At 71.2% G+C, this 16,604-nt stretch carries 14 protein-coding genes; 2 read left to right on the top strand and 12 right to left on the bottom strand.

Going from position 1 to position 16,604, the window contains the following annotated elements:
• Nucleotides 1-10 precede the first annotated feature (10 nt).
• The 7 genes from aroC to AQJ11_RS30835 form a co-directional block, all read right to left on the bottom strand.
• Nucleotides 11-1,195 carry a chorismate synthase gene (gene aroC / locus AQJ11_RS30865; RefSeq protein ID WP_041665029.1) on the bottom strand — a complete coding sequence of 395 codons (1,185 nt, stop codon included), beginning with the start codon at nt 1,193-1,195 and terminating at the stop codon, nt 11-13.
• A gap of 163 nt (nt 1,196-1,358) precedes the next feature.
• Nucleotides 1,359-2,180 (bottom strand): shikimate dehydrogenase, encoded by an 822-nt coding sequence (locus tag AQJ11_RS30860; protein ID WP_014671532.1) that lies wholly within the window; start codon nt 2,178-2,180, stop codon nt 1,359-1,361.
• Nucleotides 2,180-3,841, bottom strand: a complete 1,662-nt coding sequence (gene mltG, locus AQJ11_RS30855) for an endolytic transglycosylase MltG (protein WP_203348864.1) — start codon at nt 3,839-3,841, stop codon at nt 2,180-2,182. The genes AQJ11_RS30860 and mltG overlap by 1 nt, the downstream gene beginning before the upstream one ends.
• Nucleotides 3,842-3,963: 122 nt before the next feature.
• Entirely contained in the window at nt 3,964-4,428 is a 465-nt protein-coding gene (ruvX, locus tag AQJ11_RS30850) for a Holliday junction resolvase RuvX (RefSeq protein WP_014671534.1), read from the bottom strand.
• A gap of 14 nt (nt 4,429-4,442) precedes the next feature.
• On the bottom strand, nt 4,443-7,115 hold the full coding sequence (gene alaS, locus AQJ11_RS30845; protein ID WP_014671535.1) for an alanine--tRNA ligase: 2,673 nt from the start codon (nt 7,113-7,115) through the stop codon (nt 4,443-4,445).
• The gene (locus tag AQJ11_RS30840) at nt 7,115-7,462 is read right to left on the bottom strand and encodes a hypothetical protein (RefSeq protein WP_014671536.1); all 348 of its coding nucleotides are present in this window, start codon (nt 7,460-7,462) and stop codon (nt 7,115-7,117) included. Before AQJ11_RS30840 ends, alaS begins: the two co-directional genes overlap by 1 nt.
• Nucleotides 7,463-7,478: 16 nt before the next feature.
• The gene (locus AQJ11_RS30835) at nt 7,479-7,916 is read right to left on the bottom strand and encodes a DUF948 domain-containing protein (protein WP_086011507.1); all 438 of its coding nucleotides are present in this window, start codon (nt 7,914-7,916) and stop codon (nt 7,479-7,481) included.
• 164 nt (nt 7,917-8,080) lie between these two features.
• On the opposite strand from AQJ11_RS30835, the gene AQJ11_RS30830 reads away from it, so the two are divergent.
• Nucleotides 8,081-10,252: an ATP-binding protein gene (locus AQJ11_RS30830; RefSeq protein WP_208616655.1), complete on the top strand. Its 2,172-nt coding sequence runs from the start codon at nt 8,081-8,083 to the stop codon at nt 10,250-10,252.
• Nucleotides 10,253-10,273: 21 nt separating this feature from the next.
• Here AQJ11_RS30830 and rpsD read toward each other — a convergent pair whose 3' ends face one another.
• The 5 genes from rpsD to AQJ11_RS30805 form a co-directional block, all read right to left on the bottom strand.
• Nucleotides 10,274-10,888: a 30S ribosomal protein S4 gene (rpsD, locus tag AQJ11_RS30825; RefSeq protein ID WP_014671539.1), complete on the bottom strand. Its 615-nt coding sequence runs from the start codon at nt 10,886-10,888 to the stop codon at nt 10,274-10,276.
• A gap of 305 nt (nt 10,889-11,193) precedes the next feature.
• A complete protein-coding gene (locus AQJ11_RS30820; RefSeq protein ID WP_014671540.1) occupies nt 11,194-12,549 on the bottom strand; it encodes a replication-associated recombination protein A in 1,356 nt (451 codons plus the stop codon).
• 43 nt (nt 12,550-12,592) lie between these two features.
• Nucleotides 12,593-13,249, bottom strand: coding sequence for a vitamin K epoxide reductase family protein (locus AQJ11_RS30815; RefSeq protein ID WP_059265358.1), 657 nt, complete (start codon nt 13,247-13,249; stop codon nt 12,593-12,595).
• Between the two features lie 221 nt (nt 13,250-13,470).
• Complete coding sequence (gene hisS / locus AQJ11_RS30810; RefSeq protein WP_014671542.1) at nt 13,471-14,733, bottom strand: histidine--tRNA ligase; 1,263 nt, start codon at nt 14,731-14,733, stop codon at nt 13,471-13,473.
• A 13-nt stretch (nt 14,734-14,746) separates the two neighbouring features.
• Nucleotides 14,747-15,454, bottom strand: coding sequence for an MBL fold metallo-hydrolase (locus AQJ11_RS30805; RefSeq protein WP_059265357.1), 708 nt, complete (start codon nt 15,452-15,454; stop codon nt 14,747-14,749).
• A 169-nt stretch (nt 15,455-15,623) separates the two neighbouring features.
• On the opposite strand from AQJ11_RS30805, the gene AQJ11_RS30800 reads away from it, so the two are divergent.
• Nucleotides 15,624-16,460 carry a peptidylprolyl isomerase gene (locus AQJ11_RS30800; protein WP_014671544.1) on the top strand — a complete coding sequence of 279 codons (837 nt, stop codon included), beginning with the start codon at nt 15,624-15,626 and terminating at the stop codon, nt 16,458-16,460.
• The last annotated feature ends 144 nt before the right edge of the window (nt 16,461-16,604 follow it).

Below are 16,604 nucleotides of genomic sequence, written 5' to 3'. Positions count from 1 at the left end.
GGTACGCCGCTCACCGGATCGCCAGGTTGTCGAGGTACGACCGGACGTTGCGGCGGGTCTCCGGGACGGAGTCACCGCCGAACTTCTCGGCGACCGCGTCCGCGAGGACGAGCGCCACCATGGCCTCGGCGACGATGCCGGCCGCCGGGACGGCGGAGACGTCGGAGCGCTGGTGGTGGGCCTGGGCGGGCTCGCCGGTGGTGACGTCCACCGTCCTGAGCGCGCGCGGCACGGTGGCGATCGGCTTCATCGCGGCGCGCACCCGCAGCAGCTCACCCGTGCTCAGGCCGCCCTCGGTGCCGCCCGAGCGGCCGGAGACGCGCCGGATGCCCTCCGGCGTGCCCACGATCTCGTCGTGGGCCTGGGAGCCGGGCACCCGGGCCAGCTCGAAGCCGTCGCCGATCTCGACGCCCTTGATCGCCTGGATGCCCATGAGCGCGCCGGCGAGGCGGGCGTCCAGCTTGCGGTCCCAGTGCACGTGCGAGCCGAGGCCGACCGGGACGCCGTAGGCCAGCACCTCGACCACGCCGCCCAGGGTGTCGCCGTCCTTGTGGGCCTGGTCGATCTCGGCGACCATCGCCTTCGAGGCGTCCGCGTCGAGGCAGCGCACCGGGTCGGCGTCGAGCTTGTCGACGTCGGCCGGGGTGGGGTACACGCCTCGCGGGGCCTTCACGGAGCACAGCTCGACCACGTGGGAGACGATCTCGATGCCGGCCGTCTCCTTCAGGTACGACCGGGCGACCGCGCCCAGCGCCACCCGGGCCGCCGTCTCGCGCGCCGAGGCGCGCTCCAGGATCGGGCGGGCCTCGTCGAAGCCGTACTTCTGCATGCCCGCGAGGTCGGCGTGGCCGGGGCGGGGGCGGGTCAGCGGCGCGTTGCGGGCCAGGCCCGCCAGCACCTCGGGGTCGACCGGGTCGGCCGCCATGACCTGCTCCCACTTCGGCCACTCGGTGTTGCCCACCATGATCGCCACCGGGGAGCCCAGGGTCAGCCCGTGCCGGACCCCGCCGAGGAACGTGACCTCGTCCCGCTCGAACTTCATCCGCGCACCGCGGCCATAGCCGAGCCGCCGCCGCGCCAGGTGGTCCGCCACCATCTCCGTGGTGATCGGCACGCCGGCGGGAAGACCCTCCAGCGTCGCGACAAGTGCGGGACCGTGGGACTCCCCCGCGGTCAGCCAACGCAGCCTGCTCAACGGTGCTCCTCAGTGCTCGCGCCCGGTACTGCCCGCCCTACGCGCGTCCTCGCGTACGGCGACGGCGCCGCCGGGTGCGCGACCCCGGTACGCCACCTCCGATCCTCCCACGTCCCAGGGCGCGGACCGGCCGCCGGTCCAGCAGGCGGACGCGTGCGCGGCGTCAGCGGGCCGCGAGCGCCTGCTCGCCGGCGTGCCGCATGGCCTCCAGCGGGCCCGGGGTGTGCCCGGTCATCTGCTCGAACTGGAGCACGGCCTGGTGGACCAGCAGGTCGAGGCCGCCGACCACGGCACCGCCGAACATGGACCAGCGGGCGGCCAGCTCGGTGGGCCAGGGGTCGTAGAGCACGTCGAAGAGGGTGGCGGGGCGTTCGGGCACGGCGGCGGCGAGGGCGTCGGTCGTGCCGGCGGGGGTGGTGGCGATGACCAGCGGGGCGCGCAGGGCCTCGGCCGCGTCGGCCCAGTCCGCCGTGCGGACCTCCACGTCGAGCCGTTCGCCCCACTGCCGCATCTCGGCGGCGCGGGCCTCGCTGCGGACGTAGGCGACGACCTCCCCGGTGCAGATCCGGGCCAGCGCGGCGAGCGCGGAGGAGGCGGTGGCGCCGGCGCCGAGGACGGCGGCGGAGTCGACCTGTTCGATGCCGTGCTCGCGCAGGGCGGCCACCATGCCCGGGATGTCGGTGTTGTCGCCGATCCTGCGGCCGTCCTCGGTGAGGACGAGCGTGTTGACCGCGTCGACCGAGGCGGCCGTCTCGCTGATCTCGTCCACCAGCGGGATGACCGCCCGCTTCAGCGGCATGGTCAGCGACAGCCCCGCCCACTCCGGTCCGAGCTTGTCCAGGAAGCCGGGCAGGGCGGCCTCGTCGACGTCGAAGCTGTCGTACGACCAGCCGGTGAGCCCGGCCGCGTCGTACGCGGCCCGGTGCAGCACCGGGGAGAGGGAGTGGGCGATCGGCGATCCGAGCACGGCGGCACGGCGTGTCATCAGTTCTTCTTCCTCGACGCGTTCCACTCCGCGACCAGCTTGTTGTGGTCCTCCAGCGTCTTGGTGAACCTGCTGGTCTTGCCGTCCATCGAGATGAAGTAGTACCAGCCGTCGTCCGTCGGGTTGAGCGCGCCCCTGAGCGCCTCCTCGCCGGGGTTGTCGATGGGACCCGGCGGCAGGCCCTTGGAGTAGTACGTGTTGTACGAGTTGTTGTACCTGCGCAGCTCGGCGATGCTCAGATCGAGCTTGCTCTGGTTCTTCACGTAGTTGTACGTGGAGTCGAACTCCAGCCGCCCGGCGGTCTGCGGGTTGCCGGGCTTCAGACGGTTGTAGACGACCTCGGCCATCTTGCGGAAGTCGTCGTGGCTCGTGCCCTCGGCCTGCACCAGGCTCGCCACGGTGAGCAGTTGCCACGGACCGTCGAGGCCGAGGGCCTCGGCCTTCTTCTCCAGGCCGAGTTCCTGGTACTTGGCGGTGGCCTGCGCCACCATGGTCCTGAGGACGGCTTCGGGCTTCTGGCCCTTGGTGACCCCGTAACTGGAGGGGTAGAGGAAGCCTTCCAGCGGGTCCTTGAGGTTCGGGTGGTTCAGCGCCCAGGCGGGCAGGCCGAGGTGCTTGTAGTCCTTCTTCGCGACCCGCGCCGTGGTGCCCGCCGGTACTTCGAGGCGCTTGTCGATCAGGCCGTAGATCTCCGCGTTGCGCCGGCCCTCGGCGATGATCAGGTTGCTGCGGCTCTTCGGACTGAGCATCAGCTCGACCGCGCTCGCGGCGGACATCTCCTTCTCCAAGGTGTAGACGCCGTCCTGGAGCGACTTGCCCTCGGGGTTCGCCTGGAGCGCGGAGACGAACGCGGCCGCGCTCTCGACGACGCCCGCGTCCTTCAGCTTCTGGCCGATGGCCCAGCCGCCGTCGCCCTTGTTGATGGTGACCGTGACGTGCTGGCCGTTGCCGCTGCCCGCGTAGTCCGGGGCCGCGCCGAAACGAGTTTGGTAGAACTTGTAGCCGAAGTACCCGACACCGCCGAGGCCGCCGCCGAACACCAGGACGACCACCATGCAGGCGCAGCCGGTGCGCCGCTTCTTGCTCTTGACGGGCTTCTTTCCGCGCCGCTCACGCCGGCTCTGGAGCTCGTGCTCCTCCTCGTCGTCCTCGCCGCCGCCTCCCGCGAAGAAGGCGTGCTCCTCCTCGCCCGCCGCCTCCGGCTCGGGCTCCGGCTCGGGCTGCCGGCGGCCGGGCGGCTCCGGCGGCGGGTAGGCGTCCTCGGTGGGGTAGAAGTCGGGCTGCTCCGCGCCGTAGGCCACGGGCTGCTGGCCGTACGGGTCGCCGGGGTCGGCGGCGTAGGGCACGTGGCCGTGGGTGCCGGTCGCGTCCCAGCCGCCCTGGTGGAACTGCTGCTGGGTCTGGTGGGCGAACCCCTGGTCGTACTCGGGCCGGCCCGCTCCGTCCTGGTAGTCGGGGTACTGGTGCTGCTGCCCGCCGTACCCGGGCTGCTGTTCCTGGCTCCAGTCGCCGTGCTGCGGCGCCTGCGGATGGTGCTGCGGCTGGCCGCCGTAGGGCGACTGCGGGCCCGCCTGGGCCTGCCGTCCCCATCCGCCGTCCCCGTACAACGGGTCCTCCGGATGCCACGGTTCGGAGCCTTGGCCCCGGCCATACTCAGTCATCGATCCCCTAGAGCCGCGAGGCCGACGGTCACGCGGCCGGGGGGCCGGCTTCCACTCCGCCTCTTGCTGTGCCCCGGCTGTTCGAACACCGGCGCATCGCGCGGAACGTTACCGTATCGCGATCAGATGACCACTTCGACGCCTTCGCCGGGTGGTGCACCTGACACCCGTTCGGATTCCAGGGCCTGCTGCAAAATGATGACGGCGGCGGCCTGGTCGATGACCGCGCGGCCCTTCTTCGACTTCACGCCCGAGGCACGCAGTCCCTGACTGGCCGTCACCGTGGTCATCCGCTCGTCCACCAGCCGCACCGGCACCGGCTCGATGCCCTTGGCCAGCTCCTGCGCGAAGGCGCGGACCTTGACCGCGGCCGGGCCCTCGCCCCCCTTGAGGGAGCGAGGGAGGCCGATGACGACCTCGATCGGTTCGTACTCCTCCACCAGCTGACGCAACCGGCGGTGGGCGGCGGGGACGTCCCGGCCCGGGACGGTCTCCACCGGGGTGGCGAGGATCCCGTCGGGGTCGCACGAGGCGACCCCGATCCGGGCGTCCCCGACGTCGATCGCGAGCCGACGTCCTCTGCGCATGTCTCGGCCGCTTCCTACTTGGCGGTCTCGGCGACCAGGCGCTCGACGGCCTCGACGGCCTCGCCGACGGCGGCCGGGTTCTGGCCGCCGCCCTGGGCGACGTCCGGCTTGCCGCCACCGCCGCCGCCGAGCGTCTTGGCGGCCGTACGGACCAGGTCGCCGGCCTTGAGGCCGCGCTCGCGGGCGGCCTCGTTGGTGGCGATGACCGTGAGCGGCTTGCCGTTGTTGACGGTGAACAGGGCCACGACGGCGGCCCGGCCGCCCTGGATCCGGCCGCGCACGTCCAGGACCAGCTTGCGCAGGTCGTCCGGGGTGGTGCCGTCCGGGACCTGGCCGGTGACCAGCGCGACGCCCCGCACGTCCTTGGCGGACTCGGCGAGACCGGCGGCGGCCTGGAGCACCTTCTCGGCGCGGAACTTCTCGATCTCCTTCTCGGCGTCCTTCAGCTTGCCGAGCATGGCGGAGACCTTCTCCGGCAGCTCCTCCGCGCGGCCCTTGAGCAGCTCGGTCAGCTGGTTGACGACCGTGTGCTCGCGGGCGAGGAAGTTGTAGGCGTCGACGCCGACCAGGGCCTCGATACGGCGCACACCGGAGCCGATGGAGGACTCGCCGAGCAGCTTCACCAGGCCCAGCTGGGCGGTGTTGTGCACGTGCGTGCCACCGCACAGCTCCTTGGAGAAGTCGCCGATGGTCACGACGCGGACCCGCTCGCCGTACTTCTCGCCGAACTCGGCGATGGCGCCCTGCTTCTTGGCCTCGTCGATGCCCATGATGTCGGCGCGCACGTCGAGGTCGCGGGCGAGCACCTCGTTGATCTTCTGCTCGACGTCGGTCATCACGGCCGTCGGCACGGCGGACGGGGAGCCGAAGTCGAAGCGGAAACGGCCGGGCTGGTTCTCGGAACCGGCCTGGGCGGCCGTCGGGCCGAGGGCGTCGCGCAGGGCCTGGTGGGTGAGGTGGGTGGCCGAGTGGGCGCGGGCGATGGCCGTGCGTCGGCGGGTGTCGATGGCGGCGTGGGCCTTGGCGCCCACGGTCACCTCGCCGACCTGGACGACGCCCTTGTGGACGTAGACGCCCGGGACCGGCTTCTGGCAGTCGCGGACCTCGATGACGGCCCCGGAGTCGACCTTGATCCGGCCGGTGTCGCCGATCTGGCCGCCGCCCTCGGCGTAGAACGGGGTGCGGTCCAGGACGACCTCGACCTCGTCGCCCTCGGTGGCGGCCGGGGAGGAGACGCCGTTGACCAGGATGCCGACGATCGTGGACTCGCCCTCGGTGTCGGTGTAGCCGATGAAGTCGGTCTCACCGGCGGCGTCGGCGATCTCGCGGTAGGCACCGAGGTCGGCGTGGCCGGTCTTCTTGGCCTGGGCGTCGGCCTTGGCGCGCTCCCGCTGCTCCTTCATCAGGCGGCGGAAGCCCTCCTCGTCCACGGAGAGGCCCTGTTCGGCGGCCATCTCCAGGGTGAGGTCGATCGGGAAGCCCCAGGTGTCGTGGAGCAGGAAGGCCTTGTCGCCGGGCAGGACGCTGGAGCCCTGGGCCTTGGTCTCGGTGACGGCGGTGTCGAGGATGTTGGTGCCGGCCTTCAGCGTCTTGAGGAAGGCGTTCTCCTCGGCGACGGCGACCTTCTCGATGCGCTCGCGGTCGGTGACCAGCTCGGGGTACTGCTGGCCCATCATCCGGATCACGATGTCGATCAGGTCCTTGACGACCGGTCCGGTGGCGCCCAGCAGGCGCATGTTGCGGATGGCGCGGCGCATGATGCGGCGCAGCACGTAGCCACGGCCCTCGTTGCCGGGGGTGACGCCGTCGCCGATGAGCATGGTGGCGGTGCGCATGTGGTCGGTGACCACGCGGAGGGAGACGTCCGAGGCGTGCGACTCGCCGTAGTGGACACCGGTCAGCTCGGTGGCCCGCTTGATGACGGCCATGGAGGTGTCGATCTCGTACATGTTCTGCACGCCCTGCAGAATCATGGCGAGCCGCTCCAGGCCGAGGCCCGTGTCGATGTTCTTGCTCGGCAGGTCCCCGAGGATCTCGAAGTTGTCCTTGCCGGTGCCCTCGCCGCGCTCGTACTGCATGAAGACGAGGTTCCAGATCTCCACGTACCGCTCGTCGTTGACGGCGGGGCCGCCCTCGACGCCGAACTCGGGGCCGCGGTCGTAGTTGATCTCGGAGCAGGGGCCGCAGGGGCCGGGGACGCCCATGGACCAGAAGTTGTCCTTCATGCCCAGGCGCTGGATGCGCTCCTTGGGCACGCCGACGACCTCGTGCCAGATCTGCTCGGCCTCGTCGTCGTCCTGGTAGACGGTGATCCACAGGCGCTCGGGGTCGAGGCCGTAACCGCCCTTGTCCTGGGGGCTGGTGAGCAGCTCCCAGGCGAGCTTGATGGCGCCTTCCTTGAAGTAGTCGCCGAAGGAGAAGTTGCCGCACATCTGGAAGAACGTGCCGTGCCGCGTGGTCTTGCCGACCTCTTCGATGTCGGGCGTGCGCACGCACTTCTGCACGCTGGTGGCGCGCGGGAAGGGCGGCTTGACCTCACCCAGGAAGTAGGGCTTGAAGGGCACCATGCCGGCGGGGACGAGGAGCAGAGTCGGGTCGTCCGCGATGAGCGACGCCGAAGGGACGACGGTGTGCCCGCGCTCCTCGAAGAAGCTCAGCCAGCGGCGGCGAATCTCGGCCGACTCCATCAGTGGTCCTCATTCCGGTTGTACGAGTACGTCGTGTTCTCGATGTACTGCGGGTTGCTGCGGTTGTTCTCGATGGCGGCGTACCGCCGGGGTGCCGTGAGCCCGGGGCTCTCCTGGATGCCGAGCGCCTCCTCCAGCTCGGCCTCCCGCTGGGCCATGTTGTCGCGGACGTCGAGCGCGAAGCCGACCGCGCGGTCCTTCAGCCGCTGACCGGTCTGAAGGGCCTTGTTCGCCGCGGTGGCGGCCAGGCTCTCCGGGGTCAGCTGCCTCAGCTTGCGGTTGACCTTGGTGGTGGCCCACACACCGGCGGCGACGCCGGTGCTGAACCAGAACGTACGGCGGAACATCGCTCGGTCTCAGTCCTTACTTCCGCTTGCGTCGTGCGGCAGGGACCGTCCGGCCCACGATCACGGTACGCCGGGGCGACTTCCCCGGCACGTCCTCCTCCTTGCGGCCACCGAGCGCCCGGCGGACGCCGTAGCCGAAGGCCGCGACCTTCACCAGCGGGCCGCCGAAGGTGGAGGCGACGGTGGTGGACAGCGCGGAGGCGTTCGAGGTGACCTCCTGGACGTCGGAGGCGATCGCGTCGACCCGGTCGATCTGCGTCTGCGCGGAGCGCACCGCCTGGGAGGCGTCGGCGAGCAGCGGGACCGCCTGGTCGGTCACGTCCGCGACGAGCTTGGTGGTCGCCTTGAGCGTCTGGGCCAGCCTCGCCAGTGCGACCGCGAGGAAGGAGACCAGGATCGCCCAGAAGACGGCCACCAGGATCCCGGCCACCTCACCACCGGACACTGTGCGCACCCGCTCCCTGAAAACGTGCTCTGAACATCTGATCCATGAAAAAAGCAGTGCCCCGAGCCTATCGCGCCACGGCAAAGGCTCCGTACCGGATTACCGGGTGGAGCGGGCGGAGTTGCGGGAAGCGATTGTACGGGGTGAACACGGTTCAGTACGCTCCGTGTCCTATGCGAGGTCCTCACAGTCCCGGCTCCCGGGCGGACGGCGATCCGCCCCTCGAACTCACCTCTTTCGTCGGGCGCTCGGCCGAGGTGGCCGAGCTGGCGACGGCGCTCGGCCGGGCACGGCTGGTGACCGTGACCGGGGTGGGCGGGGTCGGCAAGTCCCGGCTGGCCGCGCGGGTGGTGGCGCGCTGGGCGTCCGGTGGCCCGGCGGGCGCCCCGGGCTGGGGGCGGGTGGAGCTGTCGGCGGTGCGGGATCCGCAGTTCGTGGAGTACGCGGTCGTGGAGGCGCTGGGGCTGACCGACCACACCACGCGCCTGCCCCGGGAGGCGCTGCTGGAGCATCTGGCCGGGCGGCGGGCGCTGTTGGTGCTGGACGGGTTCGAGCACCTGGTGGCCGCCTGTGCCGATCTGACGGCGGAGCTGCTGCGCGAGCTCCCGGAGCTGCGGGTGCTGGCCGTGGGCCGGCGTCCGCTGGGCCTCGCGGGCGAGCGGCTGTTCCCGCTGGCGCCGCTCGGCGAGGACGAGGCGGCGGAGCTGTTCACGGACCGGGCCCGGGCGCAGGGCGTGCCGGTGGCCGACGGCGCCGAGGTGCGGGAGCTGTGCCGGCGGCTGGAGGGCATCCCGCTGGCGCTGGAGCTGGCGGCCGGGCGGCTGCGGGCGCTGTCCCCGGCGCAGTTGCTGCGGCGCCTGGACGACCGGTTCCGGCTGCTGACCGGTGGCGGCCGGGACGTCCTCCCCCGGCACCAGACGCTGCGCACGACGATCGGCTGGAGCCACGAGCTGTGCTCACCGGACGAACGGCTGCTGTGGGCACGCCTGTCGGTGTTCGCGCACTCCTTCGACCTGGAGGCGGCCGAGTACGTGTGCAGCGGGGACGGGCTGGCCGCGGAGGACGTGCTGGACGTGCTGTCGGAGCTGCTCGCCCAGTCGGTCGTCTCCCGCGAGGAGACCCCGGCGGGCCCGCGCTACCGGATGCTGGACACCGTCCGGGCCTACGGCGCCGAGTGGCTGGAGGCGACCGGGGACGCGGGCCGGCTGCGCAGACGGCACCGCGACTGGTACCTGGGTCTGGCCACCCTGTGCGAGCTGGACTGGTTCTCGCCCCGGCAGCGCGAGGTGGCCGCACGGGTCGACGCGGAGCTGCCGAATCTGCGGACCGCGCTGGAGTTCTGCCTGAGCGAGCCGGAGGAGGCGCACCTCGGCCAGCACCTGGCGGGTTCGCTGTGGTTCTGCTGGGTGGGGTGCGGGCGGCTCGCGGAGGGGCGGCGGTGGCTGGAGCGCGCCCTGGAGCTGGACTCGCGGTACGAGCGGTCGCGGCTGAAGGCGCTGTGGGTGCTCGGCTACGTGGCGGTCCTCCAGGGCGACACCGTGGCGGCGCTCCGGGCGCTGCGGATGTGCCGCGAGCAGGCGGAGCGGTCGGCCGATCCGGCGGCGGTGGCGTACGCCGAGCACCGCACCGGCTGTCTGGCCCTGGTCACGGATGACATGGCCCGCGCGGAGACGCTGCTGCGGTCGGCGCTGGACCGCTACCAGGAGATCGGCGAGCTGAACAGCAACGTCCTGATGGGCCAGGTGGAGCTGGCGATGACGCGGGCGTTCCAGGGGGATCTGCCGGACGCGGTGCGACTGTGCGAGGACGTGCGCCGGGTGTGCGAGGACCACGGGGAGCGGTGGGCGCGGTCGTACGCCCTGTACGTGCTGGCGTACGCGGCCTGGCGGGACGGTGACGCGGTCCATGCGCGCGAGCTGCTGGCGGACTGCCTGGGCAACGCGCACGGCTTCCACGACCTGCTGGGCACGGTGCTGTCGATCGAGCTGCTGGCGCTGGTGACGGTGACGCAGGGCGATCCGGTGGAGGCGGCGGTGCTCCAGGGCGCCGCCGGGCGGATGTGGCCCTCGGTCGGGCTGCCGCTGTTCGGCTCGGCCCACTACAACGCCCCGCACGAGAGTTGCGAGGCCATGGCCCGGGAGGCGCTGGGCGACGAGCGGTACGAGGAGTGGGTGCGCCGGGGGGCGCGGCTGGACCGGGAGACCGCGGTGGCCCGGGCGCTGCGCAAGGACGGACGGCCGCTGCCGGCGCTGCCCGCGCCCCGGGGGCCGGTCCCGGCCGCCCGCTCCGGACAGCGCGAACCCGCCGCCTCGCCCACCCGGAAGGGCGGGGAGACGGCGGGCTGAGGACTTACGCCGTGACGGGGGTCAGCGGGCGTAGTACTCGACGACGAGCTGCTCGTCGCAGATGACCGGAACTTCCTTGCGGTTCGGCTCGCGGTCCAGGCGGAACGCCAGGGCCTTGAGGTTCACCTGGAGGTAGCGCGGGGTCTCGCCGTCGGGGGCGAAGCCACCCTCACGGGCGATCTGGAAGAGCGTCTTGTCCTTGGAGCGGTCGCGGACCTGCACGACGTCGTCCGGGCGGACGCGGAAGGACGGCTTGTCGACCTTCTGGCCGTTGACCTGGATGTGGCCGTGCACGACCATCTGGCGGGCCTGGTAGATCGTGCGGGCGATGCCCGAACGCAGGACCAGCGCGTCGAGGCGGCGCTCCAGCTCCACGATCAGGGCCTCGCCGGTCTTGCCCTGGACCTTGGACGCGCGCTCGTAGGCGCGGACCAGCTGGCGCTCGGAGATGTCGTACTGAGCGCGCAGGCGCTGCTTCTCCAGCAGACGGACCTTGTAGTCCGAGTTCTGCTTGCGGCCGCGGCCGTGCTCACCCGGCGGGTAGGGGCGGGCCTCGAAGTACTTGACGGCCTTCGGGGTCAGCGCGATGCCGAGGGCACGCGACTTCTTGACCTTGGGGCGGGACTGGTTCGCCACTGTCTTTCGTCTCTTTCGTAGTGTTCGGCTCGTCAGTGTTCAGGGAGGTCGCATCCGCAGCCGGGAAAACCCGCCGGGTCCGCGGGGGACCTGCCGGGCAGCCGCTTCCCTGGTCTGGGCACATACGTGCAGCACGCGAGTGGCCCACCGACCGTCCCGGGACTCCGAGTGGTGGTGGGCTGCCCGCGACACCGTTCGACGGTGCGCGACGCTCCTGGAGCCGGTCCGCGCGGGACCGGGCCTCCGGCTGGTTGTCCCGCTCTGACAGCACGGGACTCAGCACTTCGGAGCAGTCTACAGGGTGCTCAGGACCGCTTTCGACCGAGGCGCTTGCGGGTCCACTCCACGGCGTCCGCGTACCTGGCCTCGGCGCCGTGCCGGCTCGGCGTGTAGTACTCGCGGTCCTTCAGGGCGTCCGGGGCGTACTGCTGCTCGGCGATGCCCTCGGGCAGGTCGTGCGGGTACACGTACCCCTGGGCGTGGCCGAGCTTGGCCGCGCCCTTGTAGTGCCCGTCGCGCAGATGCGGCGGCACGGGTCCGGCCAGGCCCTTGCGTACGTCCTCCAGGGCGGCGCCGATCGCGGTGGTCGCGGCGTTGGACTTGGGGGCGAGGGCGAGGGCGATCGTGGCGTGGCTGAGGGTGAGCGCGGCCTCCGGGAAGCCGATCATGGCGACGGCCTGGGCGGCGGCCACGGCGATGGGCAGTGCGTTCGGGTCGGCGAGGCCGATGTCCTCGCTGGCGGAGATCATCAGGCGGCGGGCGATGAACCGGGGGTCCTCGCCGGCCTCGATCATGCGGGCCAGGTAGTGCAGGGCCGCGTCGACGTCGGAGCCGCGGATGGACTTGATGAGGGCGCTGGCGACGTCGTAGTGCTGATCGCCGTCGCGGTCGTACTTCACCGCGGCCCGGTCGACCGTCTGCTCCAGCGTCCGCAGGCCGATCTCGCTCTCGCCCTGGTCGAGGGCGGCCCCGGCGGCGGCCTCCAGGGCGGTCAGGGCGCGGCGGGCGTCGCCGCCGGCGATGCGGAGCAGGTGCTCCTCGGTGTCCTCGGGGAGGGCGACGGCCTCCTTGAGGCCGCGTTCGTCGCTCAGCGCGCGGCGGAGCAGGGAGCGGATGTCGTCGTCGGTGAGCGGTTCGAGGGTGAGCAGGAGGGAGCGGGAGAGCAGCGGGGAGATCACCGAGAAGTACGGGTTCTCCGTGGTGGCCGCGATCAGGGTCACCCAGCGGTTCTCCACGGCCGGGAGCAGGGAGTCCTGCTGGGCCTTGCTGAAGCGGTGGATCTCGTCCAGGAAGAGGACGGTCTCCTTGCCGAAGGCGCCGGTGGCGCGGCGGGCGCCGTCGATGACCGCGCGGACCTCCTTGACGCCCGCGGTGATCGCGGACAGCTCCACGAACCGCTTGTTCGTCGCCTTCGAGACGACGTAGGCCAGGGTGGTCTTGCCGGTGCCGGGCGGGCCCCACAGGATCACCGAGGACGGGCCGGCCGGGCCGCCGTTGCCCTCGCCGACCAGCCGGCGCAGCGGGGAGCCCGGTCCGAGCAGGTGCTGCTGGCCCACGACCTCGTCGAGGGTGCGCGGGCGCATGCGCACCGCCAGGGGGCTGGCTGCCGGATCCTTCTCCTGGCGTTCTTCTGCTGCTGCGGTGAAGAGGTCGGGTTCCACGCTGAAACCCTAGAACACCGCACTGACAATCCGGCCGGGACCGTCAGCTGGTCCAGAAGTCCCACCAGCGGGTGAGGACCAGCATGCCGATGACGCCGACGTGCACGACCGGCAGCACCCAGGTGAACTCGCCGAAGAAGGACTTCAGCCAGCGCGGGGACGGCAGGAAGTCGTTGCGGACGTTGAACGAGGTGACGTACCAGAACATGGTGATCGTGGCGACCCACGCCAGCGAGCACCACAGGCACAGCGCGTTGATCCGGTACAGGGACTGGAACTGGAGCCAGGTGCAGAAGGCCACGCCGAAGAGCGTGCCGAAGTTGAAGGTCAGCCAGTACCAGCGCGGGAACCGGGCGCGGGCCAGCAGGCTCATGCCGACGCAGATGACGATGCCGTAGGCGACGAGTCCGAGCATCGGGTTGGGGAAGCCGAAGGCGGCGGCCTGCTTGCTCTCCATGACGCTGCCGCAGGAGACGACCGGGTTGAGGCTGCACCCGGGGGTGAAGGTCTTGCCGGCGACCTTGGCTTCCAGCAGCTTGAACTTGTCGATCGTGATGACCCAGGCGGCCAGCAGTCCGGCCGCGCCGGTGATCACCAGCAGGATGGCGAAGGCGCGGCTGCCGCCCACCGCGCGCGGGGCGTCGGCGGCGCGCTCCGGGCCGGGCTCCGCGGAGACGTCTTTGACTGTCGACTTGCTCATCACGCCGATTCCGTCACTTGAGACTCGGACCATCTTCGGGCACGGGTCATTGTGCCGCACACGCGTGTGCGCGCACCGTTCGCTCCGCATAAGGATGTACGTACGACGGGTACCGCCTGCTCGGTTCCGGACAGCGCCGGCCGCCTCGCGCGGTACGTACGACGAAGGCGCCGGACACCCCCCTTCGGGAGAGCGTCCGGCGCCCACGCGCGCGTGTGCCGCTAGCCGAGCCGCGCTTCCAGCTCCGCCACGATCTCGTTCACGCCGATCGCCGCCTGCTCGCCGGACTCCATGTCCTTGAGCTGGACGACGCCCTCGGCGAGGTCGCGCTCACCGGCGACGATCGCGTAGCGGGCGCCCGAGCGGTTGGCGTTCTTCATGGCGCCCTTCAGGCCCTTGCCGCCGTAGGCGAAGTCGGCCGCGATGCCCACCTTGCGCAACTCGGTGACCTTGGCGAACAGCACCCGGCGGGCCTCCTCGCCGAGCGGGACGGCGTAGACGCTGGTCGACGCGGGGATGTCCAGTTCCACTCCCTCGGCCTCCAGGGCGAGGACCGTGCGGTCGACGCCCAGGGCCCAGCCGACGGACGGCAGCGCCGGGCCGCCGATCATCTCGGACAGGCCGTCGTAGCGCCCACCGCCGCCCACCGCGGACTGCGAGCCGAGACCGTCGTGCACGAACTCGAAGGTGGTGCGGGTGTAGTAGTCCAGGCCGCGCACCAGCTTCGGGTCGTCCTCGAAGGAGACGCCCGCGGCGGTGATCAGCTCACGGACCTCCTCGTGGTACGCCTTGCACGCGTCGCACAGGTAGTCGCGCAGCAGCGGCGCGCCGGTGAGCTGCTTCTGGACCGACTCGCGCTTGTCGTCGAGGACCCGCAGCGGGTTGATGTCGACGCGGCGGCGCGTGTCCTCGTCCAGGTCCAGGCCGCGCAGGAACTCCTGGAGCGCCGTCCGGTACACCGGGCGGCACTCCTTGTCGCCGAGGCTGTTCAGCAGGATGCGGAAGTTCCTGAGCCCCAGCGAGCGGTACGCCTGGTCGGCCAGGATGATCAGTTCGGCGTCCAGCGCCGGGTCCTCGGCGCCGATCGCCTCCGCGCCGACCTGGGAGAAGTGCCGGTAACGGCCCTTCTGTGGGCGCTCGTAGCGGTAGTAGGAGCCGGAGTACCAGAGCTTGACCGGGAGGTTGCCCGACTTGTGCAGGTTGGCCTCCAGCGCCGCGCGCAGCACGGACGCCGTGCCCTCGGGGCGCAGGGCGAGCTTGTCGCCGCCCTTGGTCTCGAAGGCGTACATCTCCTTGGTCACGATGTCGGTGGACTCGCCGACACCGCGCGCGAAGAGTTCGACGTTCTCGAAGCCGGGGGTCTCGATGTAGCCGTAGCCGGAGTTGCGCAGCGGAGCGGCGATCGCCTCGCGGACCGCCAGGTACGTCGCCGAGTCCGGCGGGATCAGGTCGTAGGTGCCCTTGGGGGCCTGGAAGGTGCTCACGGAAGGTCTCTCGTCACATTCCTCGTCGGGGAGCCTCGGCGGCTCCCTGGCCGGCCGCCACCTGCCGCAGGTAGGGGTTGGTGGCGCGCTCCTGGCCGATGGTCGTCTGGGGTCCGTGGCCGGACAGCACCACGGTGGAGTCGTCGAGCGGCAGGCACACGCGGGCCAGCGACCGCAGCATGTCCTCCATGGATCCGCCCGGCAGGTCGGTGCGTCCGATGGAGCCGGCGAACAGCAGATCCCCGGAGAAGAACACCGACGGGATGTCGGCGGTCTCGGGCATCCGGAAGGTCACCGACCCCCTGGTATGGCCCGGCGCGTGCGCGACGGAGAACTCCAGGCCCGCCAGTTCGAGGCTGGCGCCGTTCGTCAGCTCCTTCACGTCATCCGGCTCCCCCACGGTCAGCTCGCCCATCAGCGGCATGCCGATGGAGCGGCCGAGCGCCTTCTCGGGGTCGCTCAGCATGTACCGGTCCTCGGGGTGGATCCAGGCCGGGACGTCGTGCGCCCCGCAGACGGGGACGACCGAGGCGACATGGTCGATGTGGCCGTGGGTGAGGACGACGGCGACGGGCTTGAGCCGATGCTTCTCCAGTGCTTCCTCGACGCCTTGGGCGGCCTGGTGGCCGGGGTCGATGATCACGCACTCCTCACCGGCGGCGGGGGCGACGAGATAACAGTTCGTCCCCCAGGCCCCGGCGGGGAACCCGGCAATGAGCACGATCGTCCTTCGTTGTGTCGATTACAGGCGGCTTCCGCTGGAGTCAGAGCCTACCGGCGCTGCCGTTTCCTCAGCGAACCCATATACGGTACGGGGCTACACGCAGCGGTCGGAGTACGAGGACGCACGCGTACCGCCCGACACACGACACGCATGAGGAGAGAACCCGGTGGTCAGCCAGGAGCAGCGGCGGCGTCAGCTCGCCCGGGAGAAGTTCTTGCGGCAGCAGCAGCGGCGCACCGAGGCGCGGCGCAAGGCCCGCCTGCGCAACTCCGTCATCGCCTCGGTACTGGGCGTGGTCGTGATCGGCAGCGTCGCCCTGTACACGACCGGGGTGCTGAAGGACGACGGCGACAAGAAGGAGAACGCGAGCGCCGAGGTCACCCCCGGCGCCAGCCCGAGCGCCGCGCCGACCAGCAAGGCCCCGGACCCGTGCGCGAAGCCGGCGGCCGGCTCGGCGGAGAAGCTGAGCTGGAAGAAGGAGCCGGCGATGACGATCGACACGTCGGCGAAGTACACGCTGAAGCTCGCGACGACGTGCGGTGACATCGGCATCGCGCTGAAGACGTCGGCGGCCCCGCACACGGTGAACTCGTTCGACTTCCTCGCGGGCAAGGGCTACTTCGACCACACCAAGTGCCACCGCCTGACCACCCAGGGCATCTACGTCCTCCAGTGCGGCGACCCGCAGGGCACCGGCATGGGCGGTCCGGGCTACACGCTCCCGGACGAGAACCTCAAGGACGCGAGCCTGAAGAACAACACCTACCCGGCGGGCACGGTCGCGATGGCCAACACCGGCCAGAAGCACACCGGCGGCAGCCAGTTCTTCCTCGTCTACAAGGACAGCCAGCTGCCGCCCAGCTACACGCCGTTCGGCACGATCGACGCGGCGGGCATGAAGGTGCTGAACAAGATCGCCGCGGCCGGCGAGAACACGGGTGCCGGTGACGGTGCGCCGAACGCGACGGTCGTGATCAACAAGGCGACCGTCAGCAAGTCCTGAGGCCGGCCGGCACCAAGTCCTGAGGTCAACGGGGGCCGGGAACGGCCGACTGCCGAATTTCGGTCGCGCTGGATGCGGACAGGCAACCCGCTGGTCGCCTATGTTGGCCGTGACGAAACTGTGGACGATGCCCGGGGGCGCTGA

It is taken from the genome of Streptomyces corchorusii, assembly GCF_001514055.1.
Classification (GTDB): Bacteria; Actinomycetota; Actinomycetes; order Streptomycetales; family Streptomycetaceae; genus Streptomyces; species Streptomyces olivaceoviridis.
The sequence above is the reverse complement of the archived record's forward strand: the minus strand, read 5'-3'. Positions and strand labels throughout refer to the sequence as shown.

What these genes read in the sequence shown, in the direction of transcription:
- AQJ11_RS30860 (WP_014671532.1), bottom strand. Translation starts at nt 2,180, where the DNA reads ATGACACGCCGTGCCGCCGTGCTCGGATCGCCGATCGCCCACTCCCTC.
- mltG (WP_203348864.1), bottom strand. Translation starts at nt 3,841, where the DNA reads ATGACTGAGTATGGCCGGGGCCAAGGCTCCGAACCGTGGCATCCGGAG.
- ruvX (WP_014671534.1), bottom strand. Translation starts at nt 4,428, where the DNA reads ATGCGCAGAGGACGTCGGCTCGCGATCGACGTCGGGGACGCCCGGATC.
- alaS (WP_014671535.1), bottom strand. Translation starts at nt 7,115, where the DNA reads ATGGAGTCGGCCGAGATTCGCCGCCGCTGGCTGAGCTTCTTCGAGGAG.
- AQJ11_RS30840 (WP_014671536.1), bottom strand. Translation starts at nt 7,462, where the DNA reads ATGTTCCGCCGTACGTTCTGGTTCAGCACCGGCGTCGCCGCCGGTGTG.
- AQJ11_RS30830 (WP_208616655.1), top strand. Translation starts at nt 8,081, where the DNA reads ATGCGAGGTCCTCACAGTCCCGGCTCCCGGGCGGACGGCGATCCGCCC.
- AQJ11_RS30815 (WP_059265358.1), bottom strand. Translation starts at nt 13,249, where the DNA reads ATGAGCAAGTCGACAGTCAAAGACGTCTCCGCGGAGCCCGGCCCGGAG.